The organism is Bradyrhizobium brasilense (genome assembly GCF_029714345.1).
GTDB classification, from domain to species: domain Bacteria; phylum Pseudomonadota; class Alphaproteobacteria; order Rhizobiales; family Xanthobacteraceae; genus Bradyrhizobium; species Bradyrhizobium australafricanum.
In genome coordinates this window covers 263,234-276,260 of record NZ_CP121669.1, presented here as the reverse complement: position 1 = coordinate 276,260, position 13,027 = coordinate 263,234, and the positions used below count along the sequence as shown (strand labels likewise).

Sequence of the window (13,027 nt, the reverse complement as noted above, 5' to 3'; positions counted from 1 at the left end):
GGATATGATACCGGCCGCTGGCGCCTGTCAATACACTTGTGTATGGTAGGCAGCGCGGACGGGGAACCATGACGGAACAGCTCTCGGTCAAGGACTGGCTCGATCAGGGCCTGAAGACGCTGGCGCGACGCGGCTTCACGGCGCTCAAGGCCGAGCCGCTGGCCAAGGCCATGGGCGTCTCGCGCGGCAGCTTCTACTGGCATTTCGCCGACATCGGCGCCTACCGCGCGGCGATCCTCACCCATTGGCGCGAGGTCGCGGCCGAGCAGGTGATCGCGGAGCTCGAGACCATTCCGGAAGGCGGCGACGCGCTGGCGCTGTTGCTGCGCCGTGCCTTCTCGGCGCGGCTGGCGTTGGAACGCGCGGTGCGCAGCTGGGCCACCGCCGATGCCACGGCGCGCGCCGCCGTGCTCGAGGTCGACCAGCGCCGGATCGGCTATATCGAAACCCTGCTCCGCCAGGCCGGATTCGACGACGACGTGGCGCGCGGCCGCGCGCAGATCTTCTACTGGGCCTTCATCGGCTACGCGCTGTCCGAGCAGGCGCTGCCGAAGCCGCGTCAGCAGGCCGCGATCGACGAGCTGCTGCGGATGGCCAAGCGCTGACAGCTGACATTTGGATGTGCTACATCACGGCGAGCCGGAGACTCCCATGAATTCCACGACCGATCATCTCGATAGCACCGCCGACCCAAAACTGCTGGAAATCCTGGTGTGCCCGATCACCAAGGGACCGCTGGAATTCGACGCCGCGCGGCAGGAGCTGATCTCGCGCTCCGCCAAGCTCGCCTATCCGATCCGCGACGGCATTCCGATCATGCTGCCGGAAGAGGCGAGGAAGATCGATTGAAGACGATGCAGCCCGGATGAAGCGCAGCGCAATCCGGGAAAGTCTCACCGCGGATAGTCTGCCCCGGATTTCGCTTCGCTTCATCCGGGCTACGAGGGCTAAAGCGCCTCGCCCTTTAGCAGCCGCGGCACCTCGCCTGACAGTCCCGCCGCCTGGCGGATGAACATCTCCTTCAACGGCGGCGCGCGATCGACGAGACCGAGACCAATGTCGCGCACGGTGCGCAGCAGCGTCGATTCGTTGGAGAACAGGAAGTTCAGCGAGTTGGTGGCGACGCCCATCGCCATCGTGTCGAAGCGCCGCCAACGCTGGTAGCGCTCGAGCACGTCGGCCTGGCCGAGGTCCATGCCGAGCCGCGCCGCATCGACCACGACCTCGGCGAGCGCAGCGACATCCTTCAGGCCCATGTTGAGCCCCTGCCCCGCGATCGGATGGATCACATGCGCGGCGTCGCCGATCAGCGCCAGCCGTTCGGCGATGAACGAGCGCGCGACGAAATAGCCGAGCGGGAAGGCGCGCGGCTTGTCGAGCGGCTTGATCTCGCCGAGATGCAGGCCGAAGCGCTGCTCGAGCTCGGCGTGGAATTGCTCTTCGTTCAAGGCGACAATGCGCGCGGCATCGTTGCGAGTCTCGGTCCACACCAGCGACGAGCGATTGCCGGTCAGCGGCAGGATCGCGAACGGCCCGGCGGGCAGGAAATGCTCCTCGGCGCGGCCGTGATGTTCGCGCTCGTGCCCGACCGTGACCACGATGCCGGACTGGTCGTAGTCCCAGCCATGGGTCGCAATCCCGGCGCGCTCGCGCAGCTTCGAGCGGGCGCCGTCGGCGGCGACCAGCAGGCTCGCATCGATCACGGTGCCGTCGGCCAGCGTAACGCTGACGCCGTCGGGCCGCGACGCGAAGCTCGACACCGCGGCGGCACGCAGCTCGACGCCCTCGGCCTCGGCACGGCTCGCAAGCGCATCGATCAAATAGCGGTTCTCGACCATATGGGCGAACGGCTCGCCGGGCGCGACATTGCCGGCGAAGGTCAGGAACACCGGGCGCGTCGCGTCCTCCAGCCTGGAGTCGGTCACGACCATATCCGTGATCGGCTGCGCCGTCGGCGCCACCTGGCCCCAGACGCCGAGGGTCTCGAACAGCCGCCGGCAGGCCGCCACGATCGCGGTCGCGCGCGGATCGCGGCTCGGGCGCTGGCTCAGCGCCGGATCGGCCACGATGACCGGGATGTCGGGCCCAAGCCCCTGGCGCAGCGCCACGGCCAGCGCCAACCCCGCAAATGCGCCCCCGCAGATGACAATACTTCGCTGTGCCGGCATGCGATCCTTACTCGATTACGCCATCAAAGGAGACTTGCTACCTGATATTAGCTGGGCGAAACAGAGTTTAGAAACAAGGGCGGCTAACAGCCCCAATCGTCATTCCGGGGCCTATCCATGTCCAAGAGCCTGATCGACCTGCTGTCCATCCTCGATCTCGAGCAGCTCGAGGTGAATTTGTTCCGCGGCAACAGCCCGAAGACGAGCTGGCAGCGGGTGTTCGGCGGCCAGGTGATCGGCCAGGCGATGGTGGCGGCCTGCCGCACCGTCGAGGGCCGCCTGCCGCACTCGATCCATTGCTACTTCATCCTGCCCGGCGATCCGCAGATCCCGATCATCTACCAGGTCGAGCGGCTGCGCGACGGCAAGAGCTACACCACCCGCCGCGTCACCGCGATCCAGCACGGCAACGCGATCTTCTCCATCATGGTCTCGTTCCATGCCGAGGAAGAGAGCAACTTCAATCATCAGGAGAAGATGCCCGACGTGCCGCCGCCGGAGAAGCTGACCGCGGAGGAAGTGTCGAAGCAGCCGATGTTCAAGGAGATGCCGGAGTTCATCCGCCGCTATTACGAGAGCGACCGGCCGATCGAGCTGCGCCCGGTCGAGCTCGGCCGTTATTTCGGCCAGAAGATCGACGACGGCCGCATCCATGTCTGGATCCGCACCGCGGCCAAGCTGCCCGACGATCCCGCGCTGCATCTGTGCGCGCTCGCCTATGCGTCAGATTTCTCGCTGCTCGATGCCGTGATGGCGCGCTACGGCCGCACGCTGTTCGACAAGCGCATGATGCCCGCGAGCCTCGATCACGCGATGTGGTTTCACCGCCCGTTCCGCGCCGACGAATGGCTGCTCTACGCGCAGGATTCGCCGAGCGCGCAGTCGGGCCGCGGCCTGACACGCGGCCTGATCTTCAAGCCCGACGGCACGCTGGTGGCGTCCGTCGCGCAAGAAGGTTCGGTGCGCGAGCGAAAGGCGTAGCGCTCACGCTCGAACAGAGCCGGTGGGCACGATGCGATCGGGCTTACTGGCCGGCGTAGGCGCCGCGCTCGGTCAGCGCGAATTGCGAGACGAACCAGTTGCCGTACCAGCGCAGCACCCATGGAATCGGGATCAGGAAGCCGCAGGCGATCGTGAACACGATGGTTCGCCACAGCACCTCGATGCCGGACGCATTGAAGCTGACCTCGCGGCGCGTGCCGTCGATGTTGCGGCAGATCCAGCGCATCCAGGCGGTCAGCACCCAGGCCCAGCCGATGATGGTGATGGCCGAGACCACCATCGCCACGTACCAGCCGACATAGGCGACCGGGCTGCCCTTGAACGAGATCGGTAGGTCCTGGCCGCTCGAGCTGAGATGACCGATGATCCAGCGCACGATCATCCAGCTCAGGAAGCCCTGCAACAGCAGCGAGAGCAGCGTCACGATGTTGCTGTTGGCCGCGCCGGCATAGGTCAGAAGGCCGAGCACGATGAAGACCCACCAGATGTCGAGCGGCTGCCCGGTGAAGGCGAAATGCGGGCGGCCCGGCACGCGGATATAGGGAATCGCAAAGCGGTACAGGCCGGTCGCGGTCCACGGCGCCGGGATGACGAGAATCTGGCCGATGAACATCAACAGGCTGCGGCCGAACAGGCCCCAGATCGGGAAGTCGGCGGACAGCGTGCCGCCGCTATAGCTTCCGGACGCCACCACCGGCGGCGGTCCGCCGGCCTGCGGAAATGCCGGCGGCGCGCCGGCGCTCGGGACGAGGCCCGGAATCTCCCCGGCCTTCTGCCAGCCGGCCATGCCCTCGGTCCACACCAGGGTGTCGGCCCCCACCACGCCCCGGGTGATCAGGTCGCGGAGCTGGGTTTCAGGCAGGGGGCCCTTTTGCTGGCCTTCGGATGCATAAAACCAGTTTCGGTTCGACATTTCTTGTTTCCTCGGGGCGCGCGCACAGGGACACGCGATAGGCGAAACGAACCAGCAAGAGCGCTGGCCGGGGCGGGAAAGCCACATTGTGGCCGAGCGTTTCCATTCCGTACAGTGAGGGAGCACACGCGCTGCGCATGTTTTCCGCTTCAACCTGCAAGTTTTTTATGCCATTTGCCCAGAAAGCTGCCAGATTTGGCGGACGCGAAGTGCCGCTCGGGGATGGCAAATTGCCGCTCCGGGAGGCAGCAGGTGCCGGCTCGCGGGACGGCAAGTGCCGCTCCGGGACGGGCGCACACGGAAAACCTCAAGGGAATGAAGGCCTGAACCATGAAACTCGTCGTCGCGATCATCAAACCGTTCAAGCTCGATGAGGTGCGCCAAGCGCTGACCGCGATCGGCGTCCACGGCATGACGGTGACCGAGGTGAAGGGCTATGGCCGCCAGAAGGGCCACACCGAGATCTATCGCGGCGCCGAATATGTCGTGAACTTCCTGCCCAAGCTTCGGATCGAGATCGCCGTCGATACCGAGCTCGCCGACAAGGCGGTCAGCGTCATCACCGAGCACGCCCGCACCGGCCAGATCGGCGACGGCAAGATCTTCGTGACGCCGATCGATCATGCGCTGCGCATCCGCACCGGCGAGACCGACAACGACGCGCTCTGAACCCTGGAGCCTGATCCTTCGCGACAAACGCGGAAAGCGTTTGCGCGGAGATCATGCCCAACAAAACGATCGAGATCATCGCCGGCAACGACGCCGGCGCACGCCACAACCGCACACCAAGAAACGACGACCGCCGGGGAATGATGATGGGGGCACGAGCTCTTCGTGCAGCGATATCAGCTGCGCCGATCACTGCTGCAATCCTGTTCGCGCAAGCCACGCCGGCCTTCGCGCAAGACTCGGCATCCAGCTCCGGCGTCAACGCCGCCGACACCGCCTGGATGATCGTCGCCACCGCGCTGGTGCTGATGATGACGATCCCCGGACTGGCGCTGTTCTACTCCGGCATGGTGCGCAAGAAGAACGTGCTGGCGACGATGGCGCAGAGCCTCACCGCCGTTGCGCTCGTCTCGATCCTCTGGGTCACCTTCGGCTATTCGCTGAGCTTCGTCGGCGACGGTCCTTGGCTCGGCTCGCTCGATCGCTGGTTCCTGGCCGGCATCACCATGGACAGCATCAATCCGGCGGCGAAGACCATCCCCGAAGCGCTGTTCATGCTGTACCAGATGACGTTCGCGATCATCACGGTGGCGCTGGTCGCAGGCTCGGTCGCCGACCGCATGCGGTTCTCCGCCTATGTGCTGTTCTCGATCGGCTGGTTCATCTTCGCCTATGTGCCGCTGGCGCATTGGGTGTGGGGCGGCGGCTTCCTCGCTTCAGCGGGCGTGCTGGATTTCGCCGGCGGTCTTGTGGTGCATCTCTCCGCCGGCATCAGCGGCCTGGTCGCGGCCAAGGTGATGGGCAACCGCCACGGCTATGGCAATGACAATCTTTCACCGTTCGATCTGTCGCTCGCGGTGGTCGGCACCGGCCTGCTCTGGGTCGGCTGGTTCGGCTTCAACGGCGGTTCGGCACTCGCGGCCAATTCGCGCGCGGTGATGGCGATCACCGCCACCCATCTTGCGGCCTGCGCCGGCGCGCTGACCTGGGGCGCGATCGAATGGGCGACGCGCCGCAAGCCGTCGGTGCTCGGCATGATCTCGGGTGCGGTCGCGGGGCTCGGCACCATCACCCCGGCATCCGGCTTCGTCGCGCCGTGGCACGGCGTCGTCATCGGCATCATTGCCGGCCTGGTCTGCTTCTGGGCCTGCACCTGGCTGAAGCATCGCTTCAAGTATGACGACTCGCTCGACGTGTTCGGCGTGCACGGCATCGGCGGCCTGACCGGCACGCTGCTTGCCGGCGTGTTCGCGGCCTCGGCGATCGGCGGCACGTCCGGCCTGCTCGAGGGCAATCCGAAGCAGCTGCTGATCCAGCTCTACGGCGTCGCAGTCACCTTTGTCTGGTGCGGCGGGGTCACCTTCGTGCTGCTCAAGCTGGTCAGCGCCTTCGTCCCGCTGCGCGTCTCGATGCAGCAGGAGCTCGAAGGTCTCGACATCTCCCAGCACGGCGAGGCGCTGCAGTAAGCCGTCCGGCTTGCCCCGTCCTGAACGTCGAGCCAGTTCCGGCTTGCGCGACACATAAGTGTATGCTTATGTGTCGCCATGGTCGACACCGACATCTTCAAGGCTCTGGCCGATCCGACCCGCCGCAAGGTCTTTGAGAAGCTGGCCGGCGGCAGCCTGAACGCCAGCGCCTTGCGCGACGGACTTGAGATCAGCCAGCCGGCAATGTCGCAGCATCTGGCGGTGCTGCGCGCGGCAGGGCTGGTGCGCGAGCAGCGGCAGGGCCGCTTCGTGAATTATGAGGTCGACCCGGACGGCATCGCGAGCATCGGGACCTGGCTCGCCCGCTACCGCGCCTATTGGCCGAAGCGCATCGAAGCGCTCTCCGATCTGCTGAAGGACATGGATCAATGAGCGACACAGTTGAGCCTGATCATGCCGACGCCGACCTGGTGCTCGAATACGAGCTCGATGCACCGCCTGAAAAAGTATGGCGCGCGGTGACCATTCCGGCCCTGCGCGAACGCTGGCTCCCGGATTGCGATCTCGCGGACGCTGAACCCCTGTCATCGATCGCTGGCGAAGAGGTGCGCTTCCGGCTGCGCGAGTCCGAGCCGCCGTTTCGCGAAAGCCATGTCACCTTCCGGATCGAGCCGAACGAGGCCGGCGGCACCCGCTTTCGCATCATCCAGCAGGCCAGTGATCTCAGGGGAAAGCAGCCGCAACCGGCCAACAGCAACAACCGCTGCCTGATGCGCGCGGCCTGATCACTTCAACACCCGTTGAGACTTCATCACCTGCAGCAATGGAGGTCGCCGATGCGCGACATGATGCAACTCGTCCCTATGGTCGTCGAACAGTCGAGCCGCGGCGAACGTTCCTTCGACATCTATTCCAGGCTGCTGCGCGAGCGCATCATCTTCCTGAACGGCGAGGTCAATGATGCGATGTCCGGCCTGGTCTGCGCGCAGCTGCTGTTCCTCGAAGCCGACAACCCTAACAAGCCGATCAACCTCTACATCAACTCCTATGGCGGCGTGATCACCAGCGGGCTTGCGATGTACGACACCATGCAGTTCATCAAGGCGCCGGTGCACACGCTGTGCATGGGCACGGCGCGCTCGATGGGGTCATTCCTTTTGATGGCCGGCGAGCCCGGTCACCGCGCCGCGCTGCCGAATGCGAGCCTCCACGTGCATCAGCCGCTCGGTGGCTTCCAGGGCCAGGCGTCCGACATCCTGATCCATGCCACCGAGATGCAGGAGACCAAGCGGCGCATCATACGGCTCTATGCGCAGCACTGCGGGCGCACCGAAGCCGACGTGGAACGGACCCTGGATCGCGATCACTTCATGTCCGCGCAGCAGGCGCTCGAATGGGGACTGATCGACAAGGTCTTCGCCGAACGCGACGCCGCCGAAAAACATCATCCGGTGCCGCGCTGATCTTCGTAGCTCGAGCGGCCAAACCGTTTCATGACAGCGCCATCGATTTAGGCTTCACCTCGGCATGCTGCGCCGTGACCCGCACGGCATCGGGACGGCTCGATCCTCCGCGCCTGCCGCCGCCGCGGTGGTCGATCAGGCGCGCGACGACAGCGCGTCGCGCATGACGAGGCGTCAGCGAATGGTCGGCGTTCGGCAGCGTCAACCGCGTCACTCCAGGGATGCTTGTGAGCCGTTTGCCGTCCTGACCGAAATGCCGTGCGATCTCCTGCAGGCTGAGATCGCCGTCCGAGGTGACCATGAGGACGCGCACGCCGCGGCTACAAAGCTCGCGCATCCAGCGCTCGACGCGGTTACGACCAAGCAAGGCGGACGGATGCATCGCCGACAGCGTCGACTTGACGGCTTCCAATCCGCGCCGCACCAGCCGCCTGGCGCTATCTGACACTGACAGCTTCCAGGCGGACCTGGTCGTCATCGCAGACCCCTCCTCCGGCCCGATCTGCGGCTGGCTTCCGCGATTCGCCTTGGAGGCTTCGTATGCTTTCCAGGCCGTAAGCTCCAACGCGTAGGAACTGTTCCAGGCAAAGCAGAGCGGGTTGATCATGGTCAGGGCGCGGACGCGGCGGTCCGCGCGCGCAGCGTGAAAGGCCTGGAAGGCGCCCGAGCACGTGCCCACAAGCTCGACTTTGGCAAAGCCCGCCCGCTGCATCCAGTCAATCGCCGCGCTGACGTCGAAGCGGGTGCGGGAATCATAGAGGAACAGACGATTGCTCCCGGCATCGTCGCTCAGGCCGAGGCCCGGCAGGTCAATGCGTAGCGACGCCACGCCGGCGGCGGCAAGCTCGCGCGCCGCCTCGACCGTGCCGCGCGCCCAACCCACATGCGGCACGCCGCCAGAGTTGAGGAAGATGACCGGATCGGCCGCAGCATGGCCGTCACGTGGCCGGGTCAGCACGCCACAGATCAATGGCGCCTGCCTGATCACAACCGGCTCTTCCGTGTAGTGCGATCCCTCCAATAGCTCGCGGCCGGTCAGGGACTCGACGCCCTGAGCTACGCCGGCGACGGCCCGGTCGGACAACCAATCCGCCCAGCAATCGACAACGTCGGCCGGGATCCGGTTCGCGGTCGGGTCGCACATGAGCAGGTGATAGTCCTTGAACTCGGCGATTGTCGCGCCTTCGAAAGAAGTTCGACCGTCGCGGATTTCAGAGCCTGCCAACGGCTTTCCGTTCGCGATCAAAAGCATCGGCAGGGGCGGAAGGGCCGCGACGGCCCGCCGCCAATCCAGCCTCGACAGATCGGCGAGCGTCTCATGCGAAAGCCGGAAGCCGACGGCCTCGCGGCCCTCGGCGAACGTCGCGTCGCTTGCCGCGCTGTTGGCGAGCGATCCATCGATCACGCGCGACATCGCGGTGATTTCGCGCACATAGGTTTTTCCGGAACTCGGTGGCGCAAGCAGCGCGAGGCCTGCCACGTCGTCCCGCCCCGCCGCAGTGAGCGGGGCCAGCAGCGCGCCGAGACGGAAGCCGGCGAGGATGACATCCTCCACGCCGCAATCCCGCTTCAACCGGTCGATCGCCGCGCCGATGCTTGCGGTCCAGGCCATCACCCGGCCTGGCGCCGAATGGTCGCCGGCAGCGTCGCCGCAGCCGGGATAGTCAAACAGCAGGACAGGCAGGCCCGCCGCGGCCGCCCTGTCGGACAACAGCTTCAGGAATCGGCGACTGCACAGATCCTCATGACCATGCGCGCCGGCGATGACAACGCCCCGCCGCCCCTTCGCTACGTTCAGCCAGCCGATGGTATCGGCAAAGACAACTGGTTTCATGTCATGCTCCCGGCGGACTCCTTTGTCCGCACGACTTCCAATGCTTCCGCTCTCGGCACCTCATAGCTCGCGTCGCGATCGGCATTGAGCGCTGTCACCGCGCCGCCGGGTGTCGCCAGGGGCGGACCGTCAAGGCCGACCTCCCGCTCGATGCCCGGCATCAGGTGGAAATTGTTCTCCGTTGGAACGAACTGATCGTCCTGGATGGAGACGTGGTAGGCCGCGCGTTTGCAGGCCAGCCGCAGCCGCCACGTGTCCTTCCGACGCACCAAACTCACAGTCAGGCCCACGTCGCGTTGCGCGGTCATGACGCCCGGCAGCACATGGAAGGCCTCGGCAAAGACCTTCCCGTCGTCGCCTTCCAGCCTTGCAACGGTGACCTCATGTCCGGGCGGCCCGAAGCGATAGGCGTAGGAAATATCGAAAAAGGCGCCGAGTACCGAGAAGGCCGAAAGCGACAGGCCGCCGTGCGCCGGCACGCTGATCGTTTGGCGCGCTGACACCACCGGCGTGACGCCGTCCCGCAGACAGGTCAACGATAATGTCGCCCGAACGGTCTGCTCGGTATCGTTGACGGCATGGACGGTCAGCCCGTCGACGCCCTCGTCGCTCAGGATCAGCCGGAGCGGGGCAAATGCGCGCCTCAGCCCGTGCCAGACGGGCTTGGGCCGTCCGGTCGAATCGACCACGCCCCAACCCGCGCCCGGCCGCAAGTCCTTCCAGAAGAACAGCAGCGCTCCAGCCGTCGGCGAACAGGGTCTGCGCCATTCGTCGATGGTGCGCTCCACCACCTCGGTCGTCACCGCACGGGAGAGTTCGAGATAGCGTCTGGTATTTTCGATGCGCAGCCGGCGCGCGTCGACGGAAAAAAGCGTTTCCAGATAGTGCTCGCGCACATCCTCGAAGTCCCACGACGCGCCGACGTCGCGCGGCACACCCGCCTTCCAGCGCGGATCGTGCACCGGCGGCACCGGCAGATGCGCATCCAGCGTTGCCTGGTCAGGCACATTGGCAAAGGCAAGGCATTCGCTCGCGAAGCGCACTTCGGCCCGGCGCGCGTCATCCAGCGGCCGGCAATAGGCGCCGACCCCGTAATAATGCATCGGCCCGCCATCAGCCGTGAAAGGCAGGTTGCCGCCGGATGGCGATGACGTCACAAGCACCAGGTCGGGACGCTTCGCTTCAGCGATGGGGCGCACCACCTTGTCGAACCAGGGCGTCGGATCCATCGACATCGGCATGCCCATCATCGCCGCCTGCTGTGCCACCTCGCTGCCGCCGCACAGAACGGCGAGTGACGGCGAATGCCTGAGCCGCGTGAGCAGGTCCTCGACCTCGCGCGAGAGCGACGCGCACCAGGCCTCGTCCTTCGACGGATAGTCGAAATTGGCGAGCATCAGGTCCTGCCAGACCAGGATGCCCATCTCGTCGCAGAGTTCGTGAAACGCGTCGCCCTCGTAGACGAACGTGCCGCCGACCCTGAGCATGTTGACGCCCGCCCGTCGTGCAAGATCGAGGTCGCGCGCGATCTCTTCGCGTGAGGACGGCAGCCGCACCAGGTCGGACGGCGTCCACACCGAGCCGCGACAAAAGACGGATACGCCGTTGACGACCAGCCGAAAGCCGCGGCCGTCGGTGCCGCGATCGATCTCGATATGCCGGAAGCCGACGCGGCCGAGCGTTACTCGCATCGAGCCGAGCGTGACGACAACCTCGTGCAGCGCCGGATCGCCATGGCTGCTCGGCCACCATGGCGCAACGTTCGCAATATCCAGTTTCGCCGTCAGCCGCGTCGCTGTCTCTGGGGTCAATGCGGCGACTGCGCCCGCACAGGCGACCGTGGCCGGCGCGTCATCAAACGGCTCGACCAGCGTGATCGCGATGGAAAGATGCCCTGTTGTGCCGACGAGGTCGGCCTGCATTTGCACATCGCGCACGCCTTGCCGGTTGGTATCGCGGATCAGCTTGATCGGTCGCCATGGTCCGACGATGTCGAAGCCAGGGGACCAACCCGGCATATGGCCGATCAGCGTGGTCCGTACGAGCCTCAGCCGCTGATCGTCGATCATGCGTGGCCGCCAGCGCGCACGCGGACCGGTCAGGGTTTCCAGATGGCGGTCGAGGCTGCGGAATGCGATGGCCAGTTGCTCGCCGCCGGCAAGCGTCAGGGCCACATCATGGCGCTCGAACATCGAGGTCGAGGACAGCACGAGGCGATCGTCGAGCCAGACCTCTGCAACCGTTGCCAAGCCGTCAAATACGAGACGGGCCGGGCCGGTGACATCGAGCCGGCGACGATACCAGACGTCCTGGTCGTGCAGCGGAGTGGGATGGTTGCGGTCCCAGCGGCCAAGCCGTTCCAGCGCAGCAGCGGCCGTGCCGGGGCACGCCGCCTCCAGCCATTCGGCGCTGCCGTCAATCGCCGCCGGAGACGCCCACGCGCCGGCCGGCGAGACGACCATGCACCAGCCGCTGTCCAGAGGCTCGGCCGTGTCGGTCGTCGACACCAAAGCGTCCATACACATGCATTCCCATGACCGGCAGGCCGGTCCTACGCTGCCTTGCTGGCGAGATCCGCCGTGCGACTGTCCAGAGCGTCCATCACCGTTTGCCATGCCTTGGCCATCGGCCCGATGGCGTCCGCGAGCCCATCGAACCGATGCCGGGCCATGGCGCGGGCGAGCTTGAATTGCATGACCTTGGCGCCCTCGGCGATTGCCGCGGCGGCTTCGATCGCCTCGGCCAGACCGGTCTCGCCGTGCCGTCTCAGCCATTCCAGATGACTGGAGAGGAGTTCGAAATTGGCGCCCACCTGCCGCAACGTGTTGAAGGCGTAGATGTGAAAATACTCCGGTGACCGGGCGGTCAGTGCCTCGGCATGGCCGCCGAACACCGCCGCATAGGCATCGAGCGGGTTGCGTTTCGGCCTCCGCCGCAGATGCTGCGCGAGGATTTCCGTGGCCGCACTGACCGGATCGCGCGAGGGGCGCGTGGTGTCGAACTTGACGAACTCGGCATAGGGAAACAGCGGCAGGCCGCCGGCCGGCGCGCCGGCGCGCTGCCCGAAAATGCCGTCATAGTCCTCACCGTCCAGCGCGAAGTAGCCGTCGTTGTGGAAGTAGGCCATGTGGCGGCGCCCGGGATCGAGCACGTTGACGCCGATCGTCGTCTTGGAATGGCCGCTGCGATAGGTGATGCCCTTCGTGTCGGGCAGGTAGAAGGCATCGACCTCGACCAGCGGCAGCCGCCCGCGCTCGATCTGATTGAGAACGTGCGTCTCCAGGCGATCGAACACGGACAGTTCCTGGATATCCAGGCCGGCCAATCGCTGCAGGTCGGCCGTCGGGAACTTGAAGAACGTGAACTGGTCGCCTTCGAAATCCTGCGCCACGGTGAAGCCGAGCGCAGCGACCGGGTCATTCCCGTTCGCATGCATGACTTCGATCAGAAGATCGACATAGCAGTTGGTCTGCGGCCATCGCCGCTCCGCGTCGTGTAGCAGGTGCGGCTTGTAGTCGGCCGGATCGAGCCCGGCGATGGCACTCTGCATT

General features: G+C 65.8%; 13 protein-coding genes. 8 read left to right on the top strand and 5 right to left on the bottom strand.

Translation table 11 applies throughout. The features are described from left to right. Positions 1-68 precede the first annotated feature (68 nt). Positions 69-605, top strand: a complete 537-nt coding sequence (locus QA635_RS01290; protein ID WP_283066317.1) for a TetR/AcrR family transcriptional regulator — start codon at positions 69-71, stop codon at positions 603-605. A gap of 46 nt (positions 606-651) precedes the next feature. Further along, entirely contained in the window at positions 652-849 is a 198-nt protein-coding gene (locus QA635_RS01285) for a Trm112 family protein (RefSeq protein WP_029080935.1), read from the top strand. 98 nt (positions 850-947) lie between these two features. Here QA635_RS01285 and QA635_RS01280 read toward each other — a convergent pair whose 3' ends face one another. Then, complete coding sequence (locus QA635_RS01280; protein WP_283066314.1) at positions 948-2,168, bottom strand: ubiquinone biosynthesis hydroxylase; 1,221 nt, start codon at positions 2,166-2,168, stop codon at positions 948-950. Between the two features lie 117 nt (positions 2,169-2,285). Between QA635_RS01280 and tesB the strand changes: the two genes are divergently transcribed. Further along, a complete protein-coding gene (tesB, locus tag QA635_RS01275) occupies positions 2,286-3,149 on the top strand; it encodes an acyl-CoA thioesterase II (RefSeq protein ID WP_016841424.1) in 864 nt (287 codons plus the stop codon). A 43-nt stretch (positions 3,150-3,192) separates the two neighbouring features. Here tesB and QA635_RS01270 read toward each other — a convergent pair whose 3' ends face one another. Further along, entirely contained in the window at positions 3,193-4,083 is an 891-nt protein-coding gene (locus tag QA635_RS01270; protein ID WP_283066311.1) for a DUF4339 domain-containing protein, read from the bottom strand. 330 nt (positions 4,084-4,413) lie between these two features. Between QA635_RS01270 and QA635_RS01265 the strand changes: the two genes are divergently transcribed. The 5 genes from QA635_RS01265 (at position 4,414) to QA635_RS01245 (ending at position 7,642) form a co-directional block, all read left to right on the top strand. Then, entirely contained in the window at positions 4,414-4,752 is a 339-nt protein-coding gene (locus QA635_RS01265) for a P-II family nitrogen regulator (RefSeq protein ID WP_028335836.1), read from the top strand. A gap of 146 nt (positions 4,753-4,898) precedes the next feature. Continuing rightward, positions 4,899-6,218, top strand: coding sequence for an ammonium transporter (locus tag QA635_RS01260; protein WP_283072145.1), 1,320 nt, complete (start codon positions 4,899-4,901; stop codon positions 6,216-6,218). Positions 6,219-6,296: 78 nt separating this feature from the next. After that, complete coding sequence (locus tag QA635_RS01255) at positions 6,297-6,611, top strand: ArsR/SmtB family transcription factor (RefSeq protein WP_016841428.1); 315 nt, start codon at positions 6,297-6,299, stop codon at positions 6,609-6,611. Beyond that, positions 6,608-6,964, top strand: a complete 357-nt coding sequence (locus QA635_RS01250) for an SRPBCC family protein (protein ID WP_283066307.1) — start codon at positions 6,608-6,610, stop codon at positions 6,962-6,964. The genes QA635_RS01255 and QA635_RS01250 overlap by 4 nt, the downstream gene beginning before the upstream one ends. A 51-nt stretch (positions 6,965-7,015) precedes the next feature. After that, positions 7,016-7,642: an ATP-dependent Clp protease proteolytic subunit gene (locus tag QA635_RS01245; RefSeq protein ID WP_283066305.1), complete on the top strand. Its 627-nt coding sequence runs from the start codon at positions 7,016-7,018 to the stop codon at positions 7,640-7,642. A 28-nt stretch (positions 7,643-7,670) separates the two neighbouring features. On the opposite strand, the gene QA635_RS01240 is transcribed toward QA635_RS01245, so the two are convergent. The 3 genes from QA635_RS01240 to QA635_RS01235 form a co-directional block, all read right to left on the bottom strand. Continuing rightward, positions 7,671-9,476, bottom strand: coding sequence for an alpha/beta fold hydrolase (locus QA635_RS01240; protein ID WP_283066303.1), 1,806 nt, complete (start codon positions 9,474-9,476; stop codon positions 7,671-7,673). After that, positions 9,473-11,938, bottom strand: a complete 2,466-nt coding sequence (locus QA635_RS41630) for a glycoside hydrolase family 2 protein (RefSeq protein WP_425249225.1) — start codon at positions 11,936-11,938, stop codon at positions 9,473-9,475. The genes QA635_RS01240 and QA635_RS41630 overlap by 4 nt, the downstream gene beginning before the upstream one ends. An 89-nt stretch (positions 11,939-12,027) precedes the next feature. Beyond that, positions 12,028-13,026: a DUF1839 family protein gene (locus QA635_RS01235; protein WP_283066301.1), complete on the bottom strand. Its 999-nt coding sequence runs from the start codon at positions 13,024-13,026 to the stop codon at positions 12,028-12,030. Position 13,027 lies beyond the last annotated feature (1 nt).

Excerpts from the sequence above, each read along its gene's own strand:
- QA635_RS01290 (WP_283066317.1), top strand. The coding sequence starts at position 69 with ATGACGGAACAGCTCTCGGTCAAGGACTGGCTCGATCAGGGCCTGAAG.
- QA635_RS01285 (WP_029080935.1), top strand. The coding sequence starts at position 652 with ATGAATTCCACGACCGATCATCTCGATAGCACCGCCGACCCAAAACTG.
- QA635_RS01280 (WP_283066314.1), bottom strand. The coding sequence starts at position 2,168 with ATGCCGGCACAGCGAAGTATTGTCATCTGCGGGGGCGCATTTGCGGGG.
- tesB (WP_016841424.1), top strand. The coding sequence starts at position 2,286 with ATGTCCAAGAGCCTGATCGACCTGCTGTCCATCCTCGATCTCGAGCAG.
- QA635_RS01270 (WP_283066311.1), bottom strand. The coding sequence starts at position 4,083 with ATGTCGAACCGAAACTGGTTTTATGCATCCGAAGGCCAGCAAAAGGGC.
- QA635_RS01265 (WP_028335836.1), top strand. The coding sequence starts at position 4,414 with ATGAAACTCGTCGTCGCGATCATCAAACCGTTCAAGCTCGATGAGGTG.
- QA635_RS01260 (WP_283072145.1), top strand. The coding sequence starts at position 4,899 with ATGGGGGCACGAGCTCTTCGTGCAGCGATATCAGCTGCGCCGATCACT.
- QA635_RS01255 (WP_016841428.1), top strand. The coding sequence starts at position 6,297 with ATGGTCGACACCGACATCTTCAAGGCTCTGGCCGATCCGACCCGCCGC.
- QA635_RS01250 (WP_283066307.1), top strand. The coding sequence starts at position 6,608 with ATGAGCGACACAGTTGAGCCTGATCATGCCGACGCCGACCTGGTGCTC.
- QA635_RS01245 (WP_283066305.1), top strand. The coding sequence starts at position 7,016 with ATGCGCGACATGATGCAACTCGTCCCTATGGTCGTCGAACAGTCGAGC.
- QA635_RS01240 (WP_283066303.1), bottom strand. The coding sequence starts at position 9,476 with ATGAAACCAGTTGTCTTTGCCGATACCATCGGCTGGCTGAACGTAGCG.
- QA635_RS41630 (WP_425249225.1), bottom strand. The coding sequence starts at position 11,938 with ATGGTCGTCTCGCCGGCCGGCGCGTGGGCGTCTCCGGCGGCGATTGAC.
- QA635_RS01235 (WP_283066301.1), bottom strand. The coding sequence starts at position 13,026 with ATGCAGAGTGCCATCGCCGGGCTCGATCCGGCCGACTACAAGCCGCAC.